Origin of the sequence: Paenibacillus sacheonensis, assembly GCF_009909195.1 — a bacterium.
Classification (GTDB): Bacteria; Bacillota; Bacilli; order Paenibacillales; family Paenibacillaceae; genus Paenibacillus_Z; species Paenibacillus_Z sacheonensis.
This window is the reverse complement of record NZ_JAAAMU010000003.1, coordinates 396,740-415,485: the sequence shown is the minus strand read 5'-3', so window position 1 is coordinate 415,485 and position 18,746 is coordinate 396,740. Positions and strand designations below refer to the sequence as shown.

Sequence of the window (18,746 nt, the reverse complement as noted above, 5' to 3'; positions counted from 1 at the left end):
CTACCTCCGTTGATTTTTTTGCAAAGCTGCTGACTGCCTAAGACGGGATGCATCCTGAAAATTCGTCATATCGCCCCCTTTCGTGCATCTGCATGCGACTGCATCGCGTTCGCGAAAGCGTTACCACTTCTTCAAAAAGAATAAGCGGCATTCAAACGCGCCGCTTATTGCCGCTTATTTCACTGCCGAGCCTACCGTTAACGCTCGTTCGATCTGCTCGCTGAATAGGACGTAAATGACAATGACGGGAATACTTGCAATGACGAGCGAAGCTCCCATCGCTCCCCAGTCCGTAAAATGAGTTCCCGAGAAGAAAATCAAGCCGATGGGCAGCGTCTTCAGCTTTTGACTCGAAATAAACGTATTGGCAATGGTGAATTCGTTCCAGACGCCTATAAAAGACAAGATTAGCACGACGGTAAATGCCGGGATGACGAGAGGGAGAATGATGCGGGCAAAGGTCCGATAGATGCCGGCCCCGTCTATAAATGCCGATTCTTCCATTTCCTTGGGTATGGTTCGAAAGAAACCGTAAAAGATCAAAATCGAAAAGGATAGATTGCCGGCGATATAAGGAATAATCAAGGCGCCGAACGTATTGATCAAATGAAGATGCTTCAATAGAATCGCCAAGGGAATTAAAGTCGTCGCTCCCGGTACGAAAAGCCCGACGATCATATACGTCGATGCCAGCTTCCGCAGCCGCCACTCCATGCGGGCGGACGCATAAGCGAAAGTCAGCGAGAACAAAAGGATGCCGGCAACCGAAATCACGGAAACGAAGGCACTGTTTTTCATATAGAGCAAGACATCGAATGCATGAACCGCCCGCACGTAATTATCCCACTGAAAGCTGGTCGGGATTCCGAACGGGTTCGTGTTGAAGATCTCGTCATTGGTTTTAAGCGAATAGAAGATCAAATACACGAGCGGATACAGCGAAATGCACATGTATAGCCACAGAAAAAGCTTGAGTATCGGATTACTGACTTTAAACCTTCGTGTCTTTCGCACGGCACGACACTCCATCCTAGAAAGTAATTCTTTCGCGCGCTACCAATTTATTAATGATCAATATACAAATCAAACATTCCAGAACGAGCATGACTGCCGTTGCGCATCCATAACCGAAGCGGTCCAGCGAATAGGCCGAACGGAACATGGCGAAGGTAAGCGTAGCGGTAGAGGTGCCGGGACCGCCGTTCGTCATGAGAACCACTTGGCCGTAGGCATTCAACCCGCCGACTACCGAGAACATGAGGCACATCCGATAGGTTTCTGCCAGAAGCGGAATGGTAATTTTCGTGTGAATTTGAAATTTAGTCGCGCCTTCCAGCTTGGCGGCCTCGAAGTAATGCTCGGGCACGGATTTAATGGCCGTATAAATCAGAGCGAACATAAACCCCATGGATTGCCAGCCGGCGACGGAAATAACCGCGAATATGGCCAAGTGGGAATCGCTTAACCAATCTTGCCGGTACGAGATGCCGATCGATTCGAATATCTTATTAAGCAAGCCGTATTGGGAACTGTAAATGGACATCCATAATTGACAAACCACCGTAACGGAGAGAATGACCGGAATGAAATAGGAAATTCGCAGCAGCTTTTTCCCGAAAATCTTATGATCGTACAAGGCAAAAGCGAGAAACGAGCCTAATACAAATTGAAAGATCGTGAGAATCACGGCAAAAAACAGCCCATTATATAACGAGGTATAGAAAATAGGATCATGGAGAATCTCCTTGAAGTTGTCCAAGAAGATAAACGTACCCGGCGTCAACCCGTCCCAATCGAAGAAGCTTCGATAGAAGGTTTGCGCGAGGGGATACATGACAAACACCGTAAAAAGCAATATTGCGGGCAACGTGAAAATCAATACTGCCGATCTGCTGGCCATCCCGTGCTTCATATTCATCACCTTAAGTGGCTCGAGACGGAATATATCCGGTGAATAAGGGGCTATTCCGCCTCGAGCTTATTTTTATCGTTGCTTCTTGTCGGCTTAAACCTACTTTTTCAGGCTTGCAATCAACTTATCCGTATCCGAGATGAATTTATCGGCGGATTGACCTGCGACCAGATTCTGCAAGTATTCGCCGAAAGGCTTGGAGAAGGCGCTCGGAAGACTATGGTTAAAGTTGGATTTGTAGATAAAATTCGACTGATCGGCCGCAAGCGCCTTGGTGATCTCCGGAAGCGGATTTTCCGGCGTCAAACCGTCCGTTTTGATAATGACGTCGGTATGGCCGCCTTTCACGTATCTGCCTTCCCCTTGATAATAGGCGAGCAGCGCCAACACTTTCATGCCCAATGCTTTGTCCTTCGTCTTGGCGGATAACGCGTAGCCGCCAACGCCGCCGCCTCCGGCCATCGCATATTTATTGACGTCCTCTTTACCCGCATCCGCTCCGGGATAATAATTCAGAATCCCGAGCTTATCCGCGCCGATCGCGGTAATGCCGTCCGGCGTTTCCCAATCGCCGTTAATCAGCATCGCTGCTTTGCCCGAATTAAAGATCGCTCTTGCCGAATCATAATCCGTGCTGGTTGCTCCTTTTTGGAAGATGCCGAGCTTGATGAGCGCCGCGGCTTTCTCGATTCCTTCCTTATACCCCGGGTCCGATGCTTTGGCCACCCCGTTGGAGAAGTCCGACGTGGAGCCGGGATTCGTTCTCATGATAAAGCTGTCCAAGTAGGCTCCGATCGGCCACGGTTCTTTGGCAAACATGGCGACCGGAACGATCCCTTTCGCCGTAAACGCTTTCACCGCAGCCGTCAACTCATCGTAATTCGTAGGCACTTTGACGTTATTGGCCGCGAATACATCCTTGTTGTAATACCAGACCACCGAGAAGGAACCGAAGATGGGCAGCGCATAGATATGGCCTTTGTACATCAATTCGGAGTCGATCATGCCCGGAGACACTTTGCTTTTGAAATCCTCGATATCCGGATTGCCGTCCAATTGCACGATATCGCCCGATTTGTTGAAGAGATCGATAATCTCGGGGGTTACGCCGAAAATATCGGGCAGATCCCCGGTAGCCGCTTGCACCTTCAGCTTCTGCGTGCCGTCGTCTGCATTCGCAGGCTGAATCTCCAAGGTGACATTCGGCAATACTTCTTTGATTTTGGCAATTGCGTAATCAAGAGAAAGTTTCTCGTCCGGCGCCGAATATTGGGCATTCAGCGTCAATGTTACGGGCTCGGCCGGCTTATCCGCACTCGATGCTGTATCCTTCGTTGAATCATTCGTTGATTCGTTCGTTGCATTGGCCGTCGCACCCGTCTTTGAATCGTTCGCGCCCGTTGCCGTCGAATCGTTATTGTTCGACGATGAATTGCCGCAAGCCGCAAGCACGATTGCCATACAGGCGATCAGTGCCAAGGAAACGAATTTCGCGTATGTCCGTCTCATTTTAAGAAACCCCTCCAACGTATTTTTAGTAAGGAAGTAGCACAAGCGCTTATGCTATGAATGGATTATAGCTTGCGTCCCTAGCATTTAAAAAGCCACAAATCGTGCAAACCGATAGCAAAATTCGGGACAAAAAAAGATCGGCGAGGGCTTGCCCCGCAGATCTCTCCCCTCATTTTGGCGGATTCAAGCTCTCCGAATACTCGCTTGGCAACACGCCGTACTGCTTTTTAAAGCATTTGGCAAAATAGCCCGCCTTGCTGTAGCCTACCTTTTCCGCCAGCTCGGTAATCTTGATATTTCCCCGGACCAATAAGTCCTTTGCATGCTCCATGCGAACCAACGTGATATATTCGGACACGTTCATCTCCAATTCCTTGGCCAACACTTTGCGGATGTAACTGGAGTCGAGATACATATGATGGGCGATGCTCTCCACGTTCAGCTCGCCGTCCATATAGTGCATGTGAATATAATCTTTCACGCCCTCGACGATCTTCTGCGAGCGCGTCAACATTTGTCCGCTGTAATTGCGAATGGTTTTCTCGTAGATGCCCATTAACCATTCGATGGATTTCTCCAGCGAACTCATCTTCCTAAGCTCTTGGTAAGGATAGAAATCCTTGCCCAATACCAGATCGATCGAGCCGCCCATTTCGGTAATATGCGCTAAGCAGATCGATACCAAGCCCATCAGGATCGCATAGGTGAAATCGACGGAAAGCCGGTTGTCCTTGATGTGCTTCATGATTTGCTGCAGGCCGGCCTGCACTTCGTCTCGTTCATTTCGGCGCAGCGCTTTGAGAATGCGATCATTCAGCTGCATTTGGTTAAAGTCGGCATTTCTTCCGCTATTCACGATTGCCGCATATTCCAGCACGGCTCCCGAACCGTCGACCAACTTATGCTGCAAGGCAAACAAGCTTTCCAAATAGCCTTTGCGAATTTCTTGCATGTGCATGATTTCATCGCCCAGCCCGACCGTGACGCTAAAGCGAAAATATTTTTTTACATAGTCGCAAAACTCCTGATACAAGCTCGCCTTAAACGCGCTCTTATCTTTCTCGTCCGCAAAGTTCAGCAGCGAAATGATCTTTCCCTCGGGGCCATTGAATACCAGCGACGTTCCTTTGCAAACCACGATGTCTCTCAGCACGTTCGCAACGGCGAATTTCCAAAGCGCGATTTCGCTTGCCTTTGACCATCGCTCGTACATAGTATCGATTTCGATGGCGGCCACAAGGAACAAGGGCGAGTGAATCCGAATCCCCTGCCGACTGAAAATGTGCAAAATCTCTTCTTCCATAAAATCGTATTCTTCGCCGATCAACGTGTTCAAGAAACGTTCTTTCAGGAAGTACGAATCATCCTTGCTTTGGGCCGCTTCTTCTTCCAGCTTCTGCAGCCTAGCTTTGAACCGCAGCAGCGTGCTTAAGAAATCGTCTCTCTTAAACGGCTTTAATATATAGTCCTCCACCCCGAGTTGCAGCGCTTTCCTGGCATATTCGAATTCGCTATAGCCTGTAATCAACGCGATATGAATGTCTTTATGAAGTTCCTTAAGCTTCTCTGCCAGCGCGATGCCATCGAGAAAAGGCATATTGATATCGAGCAGCGCGATATGGGGACGATGCTGCGCGGACAGTTCCAGCGCTTCCAGACCATTCTTGGCTTCGCCGATGATCTCGAAACCATGCTCCTGCCAATCGATCACGTTGCGCATATAGTGCCTGAAATGCATTTCGTCATCCGCGATCAGTACCTTGAACATCCCGTCTTCCTCCATGAACTGTGACATTCGAATCATCGTCATTGTACATCCGTTATAACATAGAACCCGGAAAATGTCTTAGACAAGCTGCCCGCATGGCAAAATTGTCCCGAATATTGCTATTGCGATGCCCGAATTGTGGCTTTTGTAATCAGGGGGGCTAGCTATAATTCATGTCATATCCGAACAACATGCGCTATCCACGATAAAGGGAGGTTTATTTCATGAAGGACGATCACGATCTTAAAATGCAATGGTGGCGCGAAGCCCGATTTGGTTTGTTTATTCACTGGGGGTTGTACAGCCTTCTGGCGCGGGGCGAGTGGGTCATGTATCAGGAACAAATTCCGATTAAGGAATACGAGAAGCTGGCCATCCGCTTTAACCCCGCGCGGTTCGATGCCAGGTCCTGGGTGCGGACGGCCAAGGAGACGGGGATGAAATATATCGTTATCACGGCGAAGCATCATGAAGGCTTCTCGATGTTTCGAACCCGGGTCAGCGATTATAATATCGTGGAAGCGACTCCTTTCGGACGCGATCCGATGCTGGAGCTTGCGGAAGCATGCCGCGAAGAGGGAATCCGGCTCTGTTTCTATTACTCGCACGTGCGCGAATATTCATTCGATTGGATGTCGTGCCGGCAGAAGATTTTGTATGGCAAGATGGGGTTATTGCCGCTTTTTCCTGCCATATGGAGGAATTATCCTTCTACGGCACCACAAAGCTGCATGCCCAATCCGCTCCCTCCGAGTACTAAGGAACAAGCATATTGGTTTTTACGATCGTCGAAATGGAGAAAGAAAGCTTCTACAACGGCTTTACCTATGCGGACACTTTAAACCGGGAAGCGACCGAACAATTTCTCAAGCTTACGCATGATAAATATAAGCAAGCGTGCGGAGATATGTTCGGCAAATCCGTTAAGGGCATTTTCACCGATGAGCCCTATCGCGGTGCACTGCTGAACGGATTCGGCCTCAGCAATAGGGTCCGGCCCTGATTGAACTGGATGTTATTTTATCCCGGAGGATTACGTTCGGTCCGTTACATTTAGTACCCGTCTACTCGGAAAGTTATGGTCCTGACCATTGGTTGTCCGAGAATGACGCATTTTCCTTGGCTTATATGCTGGTTCCGTCCGGGTTGCCGGAGGCGCCTCAAATCGTCATCTGCGAGCCGGCGCGTTGATGATCCGACACCTCTCTACGCTGAGGGATACGAATGGTTATCACGGTTCCTGCATTCTTTTCGCTGTTAATCGTGATTCCGTATTCCTCTCCGTAGTAAAGCTTGATTCGCTCGTTCACGCTCCTTAATCCGAAAGAATGCACGCCAGAACCGTCTTTATTCCATACCTGAAGCTCCTGGAGTTTCTCGGCCGGAATCCCCACGCCATTATCCGCTACCACAAGAACGATATCGTTATGCTGCTTATAGCCGCTGACTTCGATCTTGCCGCCGCCGTTTTTCGTTCGCAGACCGTGATAAATCGAATTTTCCACAAGCGGCTGCAGCGTTAATTTCATAATCGAATATTCCCCTAACTCTTCGCCGACGTCGATGCTGAAATCGATGATATCGGAGTAACGCGTCTTCTGGATAAACAGATAGGCTTGCGTATTCTGCAATTCTTCTTTAAGCGGAATGATTTCTTTGCCTTTGCTTAAGGAAACCCGGTAGAAGTCGGCTAAAGCCATGGTGGTTTCGGCGGCTTCTTTGGCTTGTCCCGATTCGCATTGCACATAAATCAGATCCAGCGAGTTGTAGAAGAAATGCGGCTTGATTTGCGATTGGATCAAGGCAAACTCGTATTCGCGCTTTTTCTTCTGTTCTTGCCCCACCTTTTCCAGCAGCAATTTGACCTGTGCCATCATTTCATTAAATACACTTGCGAGAATACCCACCTCGTCCTGAGTTCGGATCAAGCTTGTCGTATTGAGGTTCCCTTCGCGTATCCGCTTGGCCGTATGGGTTAATTGAACGATCGGCTTGGCAATAAGCCGCGACAGGAAGAAAGCGCCGAATACCGCGATCAAAGTGCAAAGCAGCCCTACGATGAGGATAATCAACGAATTCTGAAGCTTGTCCTTGGACAATTGCCGAAGCGGAACTTGATTGATTAACTCCCAGCCCAGCTGGGAAAAGGACGTGGTCGAAACCAAATAGCGGCGTTTATCGGCAATGGACTTTTGCAGCAGGTCCGCTTTGTTCTGCGATGAAATAATTGTCCCTGTGTTATCGACTAACGTATATACGCCAGTGTTTAAGGTTTCGTCTTTGGGAAAAATCGAAGAGATCGTATCTTCCCTCACATTGAATACGAGAACTCCTAGGAGCTCGCCCGTATCTATATTGTTGATTCTATTGCCCACAGAAAGAATTGGCGTTTTATCGTCCGTAACCAGAAAATTTCTGATTTCCATCGGAAACCAAAGGCGCACCGGAGAAATAATCTTTTTAATGCTCGCGACCATCTCGCTTTTTATTGCCAGGTTCAGGTTATTCCCCAATTTCGTATTGGAAGCATAGATGCTCCCATGGGTATCGATAAAGGCGATCGACTCTATATCCTTAAAGGCATCCAAGTTAAAACTCAGCGCCGTCTGTATTTCATTGCGAAGCATAACTTCCGGGAGCTCCAAGCTGTTCGCCTTCTCCTGGTAAGCGCTGTTAATTTGCACCGTAAGGACGCGGGAGCTCGTCTCCACGCTATTGTATAAGCTATCGATTCGGCTGATGATCAAGCTTGACTCTCCGGCGATATTCGCTTTCGTTTTCTCGATGGTCGATTTGGTGAAAACGTAGTTGGATGTATAGATTACGACGAAAAGCGGCAAAACAACGATCGGAATAAACACGATCGTGATTTTACTACGGATAAGCATATTGCGGTATCGGGTGAATAATCGGGTTAACATCACTTTTCTCACCTGCCCGTTCTGCACGGATTATCCTGAACTTTCACGCAACCTATAAGCATATCGCAAGTAACCACTAAAAAACAGAGGAATTAAAATGTACTACATGAGTAGAAGGTATCGAACGGATTGATAATATTCCCGATCTTTCTCCTTGATTGCTACGGTAATCATGTTCGTATATCCTTCAAATCACTGTCACATGCTCGGCCACCGTTCTCTACAATTCTAACGCCACCTAAAACAGGACCAACGCCCTGCCAAGATGTCCCAAAATAACGATGGACATGCGAACTTGTGTTCGTATATAATGAAGAAGCGATGAGTGGCTTGCAAGGGCGGTCGGCTAGCTCTCCCCGAGGGGAGGTGATGCCATGGAGACACACGATGCGATAACGCTGATGATCACGTTCGGCATGTTTATTCTCGCACTGCTCTCTTACCTCAAAAAAAAATAGACCGCCCTCTCGCAAAGGTATGCGGTCTACTATAAATCTCATATCTGAACCAGAGCCTTCCGCCCTTAACAGCGGTGAGTCGCGCGAGGAGTCGGTTGCCGCCGGCTCCTTTTGCCTGTTAGGCCATTCTTTACTTACTATACCATAAGACCTGTGGAAATGAATACCGGCCATCGCAGATTTCCATGCTTATTTCTTCGGTTTGGCGGCATCCATGAGCGCCTGGCCTTCCTTCTGAATAGCCGCGATGCAGGCCTCGACGCTTTTCTCGCCTTTCACCGCCGCCGCGATTTCGCGGTCCTCCAGCTCGAAGAACAACGACGTGAACTTGGGATCATACCCTTCCATGGATACGGACGATGGCTCATTGCTCGGCAGAATCTCGTATAACGCTGGCAGCAGGGGATCCGTATCGTAGTTCATATACGCTTTGTTGACCGGCATATCTTCGTCCAAGCCGGATTTGACCTTCGCGACATAGTCGCTCAGCATGAATCGAATAATCTCCCACGCCAGGTCAGCGCGCTCCGCGCCTGCAGGGATGGCCATGTAGTTGTTCATGCTGATATCGACGGATCGCTGCATATCCACGGAGCTGACGGGCGGCGTGACCCTGCCCGTCTCGAATTTCAACCCGCTCATGTCATGATACCCCGCGATCGTCATCGCCGACTTGCCCTTCTTGAACAGATCCGCCTCGTTCACCTCATCGGGTCCATAGGTAAGCGTGCCGTCTATCATCTCGCCCTTCACGTCCTGCATCAAGAACGTGCCGTTCTTATAGAGCTCGACGACGGTAGAGATGATCTTCCGCCAAGCCGGCGTATCGATCGTGACATGGCCGGATCTGAAATCATAGGCCTGCACGCCTTCGCGATTCGATAAGGTGAATAGAAGTTGGTTCGGCATGCTGCCGAAAGGTTGATGATACCCGACGATGCCGTCTTTATGGCTGCCCGCCCTGGCGAACTGGCTGGCCAAGTCCATCACATCCATCATCGTCATGCCGTTTCGGGGCAGGCTTACGTTGTACTTATGAAACAAATCCGCATTGTAATACAGCGCGTAAGCTTGGAACGCCGGAGTGACCGCGTACAAATTGCCGCCGCCCTCGCGCTTGAGCTTCTCGAGCATGCCGGGATAATAATCGTCTTGTTTCATTCCGTCCGCGCTCATGCGCAGCGACAAATCCTCCAGCAGCCCGTCGGCCGTCAAGCCGGGATATTTGCCCGAGAACCCCAGCAGCACCAGATCCGGCTTCTCTGCCTTCAGCTTCCGCTCGTATTCCTCCAACGTCGCCGGATTTCTATAGTCAGGCTCCATGTCGATCAGCTCGACCTTAAGCTCGGGGTAAGCCGCCGATACGTAGTCCCCGAGCCAGTACGCGTAAGAATCCTTATTGGGAAGCGCGATGCGTATCGTTCCCTGCTCCGCGGATTCGCCGCCGGACGTCTTCTGCGCGCATCCGCCCAATAGCAGGCTTGTAATCAGCAGACTCGCTAGCAGCGCGAACGCATTCTTCGCGCAGCACTTGGTCTTAGAGCGAAGCAGGCTCACTTCTCCGCCTCCTTCCCGATGCCGGCAAGCTGAACGTCCAGCTTCTGCTGAAACTCTCCGAGCGCTTGATCGACGGTTAACGTTCCCTTCAGGACGGCATCCATCGCTTCGCCGCCAAGCTTATAGACCAGTCCTGCCGCCTTGATATATGAGGAGCTGCTTTTGAGCGCCATACTCTTGGCCGCCTTGACCGGGTCGACCTTCGTATCGTAGAATGCCTGCCAATGCTTGCTCCCTTCCTCGTTCATGACGGACTTGTTGGCCATCAGCTGCCGGGCTAGAATATTCCGCGCATCCAGGCCAGTGCGCCAAGATCCTCCGACAACATAACGAAGCAGCTCCCAAGCGGCATCCGTCTGGGTCGAAGCCGCATTTATCGCATAAACGGTCTGCGTATTGAGAAACGCATCCGGATTCGAAGCGGACGCATCGACATGGATGGGAACCGTCGACCAGTTCGGCGTCTTGACGCCTTCCTGCTCGTACGTCTCGAGGTTTTGGTAATAATAGCTTTCCTTAATGGCCATTGCCGCTTGGCCGAGCACGAACGTATCCTGCTTCGCAAGATCCTTCATTAATATGCTGCCCTTCCCGTAGTCGATCGGCTTCGACTGGTTGATCCAGCCGTCGTTATACCCGTCCGCGACTTCCGTCCAGACCTTCCTCCAGGCATCGGAATCGACGGTTGCCTGCAAGCGGCCGTCCGCATCGGTCAATGTCCGAAGTCCCGTCGTCTGACCGATCAGCTGCGCCATCGCGAATGTATTGCTCCTGTCCGCCGTGCTCAAGCCATTCACGCCGGTACCTTCGAATCGCTGCGCCAGCTGGAGAATCTCGCCGATGGTCAGCTCGCCTGCCGGCAGCGGCACGCCCTTGGCCGCGAAGACGTCTTCATTCACGTAGAGCGCCGAGGAGCCATAATCCGCGGACAAGCCGTACAACTCCCCGCTCCCGCCGGCTTGGCGAAGATAATCGACCAGCGGCGCATGCAGCGTGCCCAGATCGAATCGGTCCTCCTTGATTAAAGCGTCCAGCGGCTTCAACTTCCCGTCCGCCGCGAGCTTCGCATACACGTTCATGGGAATTTGCACGAAATCCGGCTGCTCGCTGTCGAACCAAGCCTCGAATTTCTCCGGATCTGCCGCCAGGTCGTAAGAGGCGTTGAGCATGTCCATGCGGACGGAAGGGTGCCGGATAACGAACGGCTTCTTCAGGTAATACTCGAAGGTGTTCATTTGCTCGAACTGCTGCACCTTCAACCGATACGCCTTGTCCGCCAGGGGATCCTTGCTGAGTGCCGCGGGTACGTCCGAAGTCGCAGCCGGGCGCAGCAGCCCCTCAATATCGTCTCTGTACAACCACCCGCCTCCGAGCAGGAGGACGAAGCTCATGCCGGCGGCCGCCGCCCGCAGGGGCGATTTTCGCTTAGTCGTGTTCATTCGAATGCGTTCCCTCACTTTACGTTCGAGTTCCGAGGTGAACCCATTCTTGACGGGAGGCTTGCCCGCAAGGCGGCGCTCCCAATCATGTACCGGTTCCTTCATGTCCATTCTTCCTCCCCGGTCCAAGACGCTTCCTGGGACAGCCGACGGTTGACCGCCGTTCGCGCGCGGTGCAGCCGCGACTTCACCGTGCCGACCGATAGATGAAGCATGTCCGCCATCTCCTGCATGGAGAGACCGTAATGGCTGTTCATCAGGAGCACTTCCCGAAGCTTCCGCGGCAGGTTCAAGACGACCGCCCACAGTTCCTCCGTCAGCAGCTTGTCCATGCTCTCCCGTTCCGCCGATGGAGATGCGCCCGAGCTCGGATTAACGGCGCCGAACAGCACGACGCGTCTCATCCAAGCCGATCGCAGGGCATCGCGCGCCGTGTTGCGGGTGATGGCCAGCAGCCAGGTCTTAATCGACGACTGCCCGCGGAACTCGTACAGCTGCCGATACACCTTCACGAACACGTCTTGGGAAATATCGTCCGCCATCTCTCGCGAATGCGTCATGAAGAAAGCGAAATGCCAGACATCCTTGCCGTAGGCGGTCATAAGCTCATTCAGCACCGCGTCCCGGTCCAAGCCGTCCGTTACATGCTTCAAATAATCGAATTGCAAAATGTTCACCTCGGAAAGTAGACGATAGAGAGGGAAAATGGTTCCATAGTTGGTTCCATAAGTATACATAGCGCTGTCCTATTAAGGAACCATCGTTCATAGACGCGAATACGTCTTGACGGGAGTTTAGGCATGTGCAGAAAAAATTGAAGAGCCTCGAAGACGCAGCGGTTGCTCGCACTGGCTTCAAGGCTCTATAGGGAGACGTTTTATGCTTATTCCTTACTGCTTAAGCCGATTCCTGCCCGCTTGCCGATTCTGCCGCTTGCCCGGCTTGCTGCGCCGGTGCCGCATTCGGTGCTTTCTTGCGCGTCACGCTGCGCTTGCCGTCGATGCTCACGGGCACGTCGCCGTCGATCGTCACCCGGCGTACGATACGCTGCTGGTCTCCGTAGTCGTTCACGGCGTAATGCTGCGTGGCACGGTTATCCCAGACCGCGACATCGCCAGCTTCCCAGCGCCAGCGGACCGTATTCTCGAGGCTTGTAATATGGCGCTGCAGCAGGGCGAACAGCTGCGCCGAATCCGCGGAAGAGAGACCGAGGATCCGCTTGACGAAATGGCCGAGCAGGAGCGAACGCTCTCCCGTCTCCGGATGCACGCGCACGAGCGGATGCTCCGTCTCGTACACCGTGGAAGCGAAGACTTCGCGGTATCTGCGCTCCCCTTCCTTATCCTCGGTAACCCTGCTGCGGTAAGCCGCGTAATCGTATTCGTTGGAGTGCAGCGCCCACAGACGGTCGACGAGCCCGCGGAGCTCTTCCGGCAAATGATCGTAGGCCGCCGCCGCATTCGCCCAGACCGTGTCTCCGCCGGCTTCCGGCACGATAACAGCACGCAGGATGGAGGCTTGCGGATAAGCGTCGACGAAGGTCACGTCCGTATGCCAGGAATCCGCGCGGCTATGCCGCGAATCCAGCTCCAGCACGTAGTCGGTGCCCTGCTTGATCGGCACGGTCGGATGGGCGACGGGACTGCCGAGCAGCTTCGCGAACGCTTCCTGTCCCGCATCGTCCAGCTGCGACTGACCGCGGAAGAAGACGACCTTATGCTTCAGCAGCGCTTGCCGGATGTAGCCGATCGTCTCCGCGTCCAACTGCGAGGAGAGCGTGACGCCTCTGATTTCGGCGCCGATTCGGCCCGACACCGGACGGACCTCGATTGATTGGCTGATAACCGCTTCATTTTGAACGTTGCTCATGGAAAAACCTCCTATAAGAGTGGAATATGATTTCGCTTTATCGCTTTTTTGCTTTATCGCTTTTTCTTATTTTCCTTCCCGCTTTACACGCCCGGCTGCTGCCCGCCATCCACGACGATCTCCGCGCCGGTGATGGACCCGGCCTTGTCCGATGCGAGGAACAGCACGATGTCCGCGATTTCCTGCGGCTCCACGTAACGGCCGAGCGGAATGGCGCCCGCGCTCTCCGCCTTGTACTGCGCAACCGGGATGCCTTTGGCATCGGCCTGCTGCTGCGCGAGTATCTCCGCACGATCCGTTGCCGTCAATCCCGGCGAGACGGAGTTGATGCGAATGCCGCTCTTTGCCAGTTCCTTCGAGATTCCTTTGGCGAAGTTGAGCAGCGCGGCGTTCGTCGTACAGCCCGGGAGGAACAACGGCGACGGGGTCCGGCCCGCTGTGCCGACGATATTGATGATGCTGCCCGCGCCCTGCTTGAGAAAATGCGGCAGCACCGCCCTCACGGTCCGAATATACCCCAGCAGCTTTAAATTCCAGGTGTCCGTGAAAGCGCCGTCCGTCAGATCCAGAAATGAACCGGCTTGCGCCGAACCCGCGTTGTTCACGAGAATATCCACGCCTCCGAACCGTTCCGCTGCCGTATCGACGACCCGGTGCACAGCATCCGCATCGCGCAAATCCCCGCCCGCGATCAAGACCTCCGGTTCGCCCGCAATTCCGGACTGCGACCGTATGGCCTCCCGAGCCTCCTCGAGCCGTCCCCGGTCGCGCGCGGCAATGACGATATTGCTGCCCTCCCGGTATAACGATTTGGCAATCGCCAATCCGATCCCCCCGCTTCCGCCGGTTACGATTGCCGTCTTGCCAGCCAACTGAAAGCTCATGCTCCATTCCTCCTCCGCCCTGGTACACGATTGAAATCACAGCAAGCAGCGATAAAAAAAGAGACGCACTCATCCTCCGATGATTGGTCTCTCCGGTAATCCGGTCGATTAATATATTCTTTTCCCATCAACTTACTATGATTTAATCCACATATTACCTTCTTATGAAACGCATGTCAACAGATATTAGGCGAAATAGTCAGAATTTTTTATACTAACGCCGCCCACCGTCCCTTAGCCTTCTTGCGGCGGACGATTATAGCCTGCCGGCCCGTATGGCTTTAGCTCGTCCAGCCACTGCTGCTCCAGCTTCTTCAGGGCGTCCCGGTAGGATTGCACGGCGCTGCGGTTCAAGATGGACAATTCCGTACGAGCTGGGTCTTCACCTGACTTTGCAGGTTCCCCTTCGGACTTTCTGTTTCCGGCACCAGGCATCTCCGTGCCTGCGTCAGACTTCGCTTCCGCGCTGTTCTTGCTGCCGTCGAGCTTGTCCACGCCAAGTTCCAGCTTCGCCAATATTTCGAAATGAAAATCCGCTCCCGCCTGGTTCTTGTAATCGTGCTGGAGCGCGGAGTTGAGATGGCTTCCCGTGTCGAGCATGAACTTCTCCCGCTGCCATGCCGAATCCAGCGTCGGCGAGGCTGCCACGTACTGCTTCCCGTTTCGGATGTTGACGATTTGGAAGATGCCCATCGAACGACCCTTCACCCCGAACTCGTTTTGCAAATCTTTGCGTCGATTCATCGTAACTCTCCTTTCGGCCCTCCGGTCGGTACACGGATGAAGAGCACCGGCAATGATGATTGCCCTCTGCATAGGTTGAATGACTCGATCATAGCCGATCCGAACGTTCGGAAGCAACCGTCGGCGCCTGGTGCTGCCTATGTAACCTTTCTCCGATTCGCGCCGTCTAGTAGAAACGAAGGGAGGTCTGAACGAGATGAGAAACATCGGTTATCGGACGGGCATTACGAGGGGCATCGCGATTCTGGCGATCGCTTCATTCACGCTCGCCGGATGCTCGGAAGCATCGCAATTGAAAGCGTTCGCCTCCAAGCAGGTCCATTCCGTCATGGATCCCCCCAAGGACGAAATCCCGCAGCCGCTCGTCGTTGCGAACGGCAAGCGATTAGCTACCCTGCAAAGCACGTATTGCTGGGGCAATCTCGGATGCGCCGATTACATCGGCGGTTACGGCACGGCCCGGAAATACGCTCCTTCCACAATCGTGAAAGCAGGCGCGGTCATCGATGTGTCGTTTGCCTACAAGCCCGCTCCCGCTCAAGTGGAAGTCACGCAATATAGGAACGACCGCGAATCGGCCTCGATTCAGCTGACCAACGGTCATTACCTCGCGCCGCAGAAGCCCGGTCTCTATTATTATGGAATATCGGCCTACTGGAAGTCGGCGGACGGCAAATATGCCGACGGCGATACGTCTGTCATCTACGCCATTCAGGTTATTTAAGGCGATAACAGCTGCTGCTTATGCCCCGTTGCATGCACCGGCCTATTCGGCCTTGGCCGCCTCCGCGCCCTTCTCAACATAAAAGAATGACGATGATCCAACCTTTAAACCGCTCTTGCCGGCTTAAAGCCTCGATCATCGTCATTCTTCGGATACGCGTATTTCCTTTTGTCCGGTTTCACTCGCGTGACCGGCTTCACGCCGTTCCAATTCCCCCGCTGCTGCCGCGGATCCATTCCGCCCTGCCGCAATCGCTGCTCGATGCGCTTTCGTGCCGCGCTCTTTGCCATGTTTATGCACGCTCCTTCGGTAGACGCCGCTTGGACGCGGCTCTTCTGCTAGTGTACGCGATGAACCGCGGTTCGTTCAAGGCTTTCGCGCCGAAGGCCCTTTAATCTATTAATCCGAGCGGCCCGAGCAGCCGGAAGCAGCAGTCTGCTTCCGGCTATTCGGCTTTGCTTAAGACCAGGATGCACCGGTTCGTGCCGCCGCTTCCGCCCGTCAACTTCGACGATCGCTCCCGTGGTGCTCCGCACCAAAGTCGTTCCCGTTCGAATTTGCCGGAGCTTCGGCTCCCTAAGAGAGGTCGCTTACCCACGTCTCAGCTTCCGCTCTTCGCCGCCGCATACCCGGCCAGCAGCTCCGCCACCGGAATTCCGTCGATCGTCATGCCCTCGACTTCGCAGCCGCGAAGCTGCACGCCGTTCAGCCGGCAATTGTCGAAGACGGCTTGGCTGAGATCGCTGTCGCGAAAGACGACCGGCTCCACGTTGACCCAGCCGTCCGTACCGGCCTCCCCCTCCAAGCTGCTGACTTCGGCCTTCGGTCGGGCAATCCCCTCGAACACGGTCCCGCCAAGCTGAATATGCTTGACGTGCACGTTCGAGAAATAAATATGCTGCCACGTCGAATGGACGAAATTGACATGCTCCAGCGATGCGTTCCGCAGATCGACGCCATGGAGCTCGGCGCCTTTGAGGCAAGCCATATGCACCTGCGCGTTCCGCAGATCCTGCAGCTCGAAGCCGCCTTTCTCGTCGAAGATGCGTTTATCGGTCAACGGAACGGGCTGCGACGCCGGCGCGATCGGGAAATGCAGCTCGATAACGGATTCCGATTGCTCCGGACCCAGGTAACGTTCGTCGTACCGCTCGTATTCGAACTCGTCGACGGCCGCGTACCCGTTCGAGTGCCATAACCGCCAGCTGCCGTGGAAGAACCCCCATGCCTGGTGAATGTGCGATAGCGGCCCGCGATGCGTAATGACCGCGAACTCGTGGGCCGGGATGACGCGCTCCGTCATGCCTTCCGGCACCGGGGTATCGTCGCCCGGCGCCAGCTCGACGCAGGCCAGATACAGAAAATCCTGGCCCGGTCCGAAAGGCGGCGCGTAAGTAAACAGGCCGAAGGATTCCCCGCAGGCGCGAATATCCTTCCAGCCGTCATTCAAGCGATGGAATTCCGCCCATATCGCCGGAATCGCGACAGCCGGATCTTCTCCTTCCGCCTGCCGCACGAACCGCTCGACGCCGGCGACCCGGCGCTGCGGGATCGCTTTTACTTCGACCGACTCGATGTTCGGAAACCGGTCCGTCTCGATCGCCTGCCCGCTCTTGATCGGCGCATAGATGTCGTAGTCGACGAAAGTCAACTCCGGCCTTGGAATGTCGAACGGATTGACCGGATTCAGCCGGTTCGCCTCGAAGCCGAGCGAGCCCTCGGTTACGTCCCGCTCGATTCCTTCCCGCTCGAACCATTGGGACAAGAAGCCATAGGCTTCGTCCAAGACTTGCATATCTCCGCGGACCGTCAGCTTCGCGTAGGTTCTCGCCGGAATCGTGATCGTCTCCAACCCATCCGGCAGCCCCTCGAAGCCGCTTACCTCGACGCCGGTCCACAGTTCGCGCACGCCGTTCGCCCATTGCCATTCGGGAATAAAGACGAACCCGTAATCCTCGTTCTTCACGGCCCCGTGACCGCCCAGCAGCTCCCGTATCCGCCGCCAGGCAGCACGCGTGAACTCGCCGCCCAGCTCCGAACGGATGACCGCCGCTTTCACTTCCGGCATTTCTACGATTCGTACTCTCATAGCAAACTCCGCCTCCGTCGTCAGGATGAATGGATGTCCTGCGTAATCGTCAGTACATTGCCGTCTTCGTCGCGAATGTTGAAGTACGATACGGATGGCAGCCGTTGAATGTCGAGCGCGATCTCGAAACCATGCTGCAGCGCTTCGCTCTTCGCCCGCTCGATATCATGCGTGCTCAGTTTCAGCTGCGGCGCCCCGTTCTCGCGCACCGGCACGGACTCCATGCCGTTCGAATCCAGCATCAGACTCGTGCCGTTATCCAGTCGGAACAGATGCAGATGCCCATAGCGGTCCTCTTCTCTTGCCTGCATACCGATCAGCTTGCCGTAACGCTCGACGGCCCGCTCCAAATCCCGCACCCAAACGATGCCGGCGTCGATGCGAGGCTCGATGCTGGCATGGGCCCGGGCACCGTCGATGCCGCCGAAAGCCAGATGGTAACCGTCCGGATCCTCGACGACGAACTCTTTCCACGGCCCGAAATCCGGATAGACGACAGGCTCCCTTGCGAACGCGGCTCCCTTGCTTTTGAATTCCTCGTACAGGCTGTCGAGTCCCGCCCACGTATCTGTGTAGCCCTGCACGTCAACGCCCGTGTCCGCGCCGGCCTCCGGCGGATTCGGAACCGGCGTAAATCCCTCCGGTGCCTGATGCAGCTTCAGCGCCATGCCGTTCAATCCGTCCCGTTCCGCCCACCAGTCTGTCACGTCGAAGCCCAGCACTTCCCGGTAATACTGCCGCGAGCGCGCAAGGTCGGACACCGTTAGCACGCTCAACGAGCTGCCGATTTGTTTGCCCATCTTCAATTGCCTCCTCCAAGACGAATACGCGAATATGCGAATATACATTCGCCTTTTTGTTGGAAATTC

At 53.8% G+C, this 18,746-nt stretch carries 17 protein-coding genes; 3 read left to right on the top strand and 14 right to left on the bottom strand.

All coding sequences use genetic code 11. The annotated features are described in order from the left end of the window. Positions 1 to 174: 174 nt before the first annotated feature. The 4 genes from GT003_RS07290 to GT003_RS07275 form a co-directional block, all read right to left on the bottom strand. The gene (locus tag GT003_RS07290) at positions 175 to 1,014 is read right to left on the bottom strand and encodes a carbohydrate ABC transporter permease (RefSeq protein ID WP_338045935.1); all 840 of its coding nucleotides are present in this window, start codon (positions 1,012 to 1,014) and stop codon (positions 175 to 177) included. Between the two features lie 16 nt (positions 1,015 to 1,030). After that, a complete protein-coding gene (locus GT003_RS07285) occupies positions 1,031 to 1,834 on the bottom strand; it encodes a carbohydrate ABC transporter permease (RefSeq protein WP_239565852.1) in 804 nt (267 codons plus the stop codon). A 177-nt stretch (positions 1,835 to 2,011) separates the two neighbouring features. Then, positions 2,012 to 3,421: an ABC transporter substrate-binding protein gene (locus GT003_RS07280; protein ID WP_161695948.1), complete on the bottom strand. Its 1,410-nt coding sequence runs from the start codon at positions 3,419 to 3,421 to the stop codon at positions 2,012 to 2,014. A 172-nt stretch (positions 3,422 to 3,593) separates the two neighbouring features. Further along, the gene (locus GT003_RS07275) at positions 3,594 to 5,228 is read right to left on the bottom strand and encodes a response regulator (RefSeq protein ID WP_161695946.1); all 1,635 of its coding nucleotides are present in this window, start codon (positions 5,226 to 5,228) and stop codon (positions 3,594 to 3,596) included. Positions 5,229 to 5,416: 188 nt separating this feature from the next. On the opposite strand from GT003_RS07275, the gene GT003_RS07270 reads away from it, so the two are divergent. After that, entirely contained in the window at positions 5,417 to 6,034 is a 618-nt protein-coding gene (locus GT003_RS07270; RefSeq protein WP_161695943.1) for an alpha-L-fucosidase, read from the top strand. 318 nt (positions 6,035 to 6,352) lie between these two features. On the opposite strand, the gene GT003_RS07265 is transcribed toward GT003_RS07270, so the two are convergent. Continuing rightward, positions 6,353 to 8,140, bottom strand: coding sequence for a histidine kinase (locus GT003_RS07265; RefSeq protein ID WP_161695941.1), 1,788 nt, complete (start codon positions 8,138 to 8,140; stop codon positions 6,353 to 6,355). A gap of 347 nt (positions 8,141 to 8,487) precedes the next feature. On the opposite strand from GT003_RS07265, the gene GT003_RS32435 reads away from it, so the two are divergent. Continuing rightward, on the top strand, positions 8,488 to 8,571 hold the full coding sequence (locus GT003_RS32435; protein WP_275589161.1) for a putative holin-like toxin: 84 nt from the start codon (positions 8,488 to 8,490) through the stop codon (positions 8,569 to 8,571). 189 nt (positions 8,572 to 8,760) lie between these two features. On the opposite strand, the gene GT003_RS07260 is transcribed toward GT003_RS32435, so the two are convergent. The 6 genes from GT003_RS07260 to GT003_RS07235 form a co-directional block, all read right to left on the bottom strand. Further along, the gene (locus tag GT003_RS07260) at positions 8,761 to 10,128 is read right to left on the bottom strand and encodes an extracellular solute-binding protein (protein WP_161695939.1); all 1,368 of its coding nucleotides are present in this window, start codon (positions 10,126 to 10,128) and stop codon (positions 8,761 to 8,763) included. Then, the gene (locus GT003_RS07255) at positions 10,125 to 11,672 is read right to left on the bottom strand and encodes an ABC transporter substrate-binding protein (RefSeq protein ID WP_161695937.1); all 1,548 of its coding nucleotides are present in this window, start codon (positions 11,670 to 11,672) and stop codon (positions 10,125 to 10,127) included. Before GT003_RS07255 ends, GT003_RS07260 begins: the two co-directional genes overlap by 4 nt. Beyond that, the gene (locus tag GT003_RS07250; protein ID WP_338045943.1) at positions 11,669 to 12,244 is read right to left on the bottom strand and encodes an RNA polymerase sigma factor; all 576 of its coding nucleotides are present in this window, start codon (positions 12,242 to 12,244) and stop codon (positions 11,669 to 11,671) included. The genes GT003_RS07255 and GT003_RS07250 overlap by 4 nt, the downstream gene beginning before the upstream one ends. Before the next feature lie 220 nt (positions 12,245 to 12,464). Then, positions 12,465 to 13,436, bottom strand: a complete 972-nt coding sequence (locus GT003_RS07245; RefSeq protein WP_161695933.1) for a TauD/TfdA dioxygenase family protein — start codon at positions 13,434 to 13,436, stop codon at positions 12,465 to 12,467. Positions 13,437 to 13,519: 83 nt separating this feature from the next. Continuing rightward, positions 13,520 to 14,320: an SDR family oxidoreductase gene (locus tag GT003_RS07240; protein WP_161695931.1), complete on the bottom strand. Its 801-nt coding sequence runs from the start codon at positions 14,318 to 14,320 to the stop codon at positions 13,520 to 13,522. Between the two features lie 234 nt (positions 14,321 to 14,554). After that, complete coding sequence (locus GT003_RS07235; RefSeq protein WP_161695929.1) at positions 14,555 to 15,064, bottom strand: GIY-YIG nuclease family protein; 510 nt, start codon at positions 15,062 to 15,064, stop codon at positions 14,555 to 14,557. Positions 15,065 to 15,260: 196 nt separating this feature from the next. Here GT003_RS07235 and GT003_RS07230 point away from each other — a divergent pair, with 196 nt between their 5' ends. Further along, positions 15,261 to 15,788 (top strand): hypothetical protein, encoded by a 528-nt coding sequence (locus GT003_RS07230; RefSeq protein WP_161695927.1) that lies wholly within the window; start codon positions 15,261 to 15,263, stop codon positions 15,786 to 15,788. A gap of 104 nt (positions 15,789 to 15,892) precedes the next feature. Here GT003_RS07230 and GT003_RS07225 read toward each other — a convergent pair whose 3' ends face one another. The 3 genes from GT003_RS07225 to GT003_RS07215 all read right to left on the bottom strand — a co-directional run bounded on the left by GT003_RS07225 (position 15,893) and on the right by GT003_RS07215 (position 18,677). Beyond that, complete coding sequence (locus tag GT003_RS07225; RefSeq protein WP_161695926.1) at positions 15,893 to 16,078, bottom strand: hypothetical protein; 186 nt, start codon at positions 16,076 to 16,078, stop codon at positions 15,893 to 15,895. Positions 16,079 to 16,389: 311 nt separating this feature from the next. After that, positions 16,390 to 17,877: an effector binding domain-containing protein gene (locus GT003_RS07220; protein WP_161695924.1), complete on the bottom strand. Its 1,488-nt coding sequence runs from the start codon at positions 17,875 to 17,877 to the stop codon at positions 16,390 to 16,392. A 20-nt stretch (positions 17,878 to 17,897) separates the two neighbouring features. Beyond that, complete coding sequence (locus tag GT003_RS07215) at positions 17,898 to 18,677, bottom strand: VOC family protein (RefSeq protein WP_239565853.1); 780 nt, start codon at positions 18,675 to 18,677, stop codon at positions 17,898 to 17,900. Between the last annotated feature and the right edge of the window lie 69 nt (positions 18,678 to 18,746).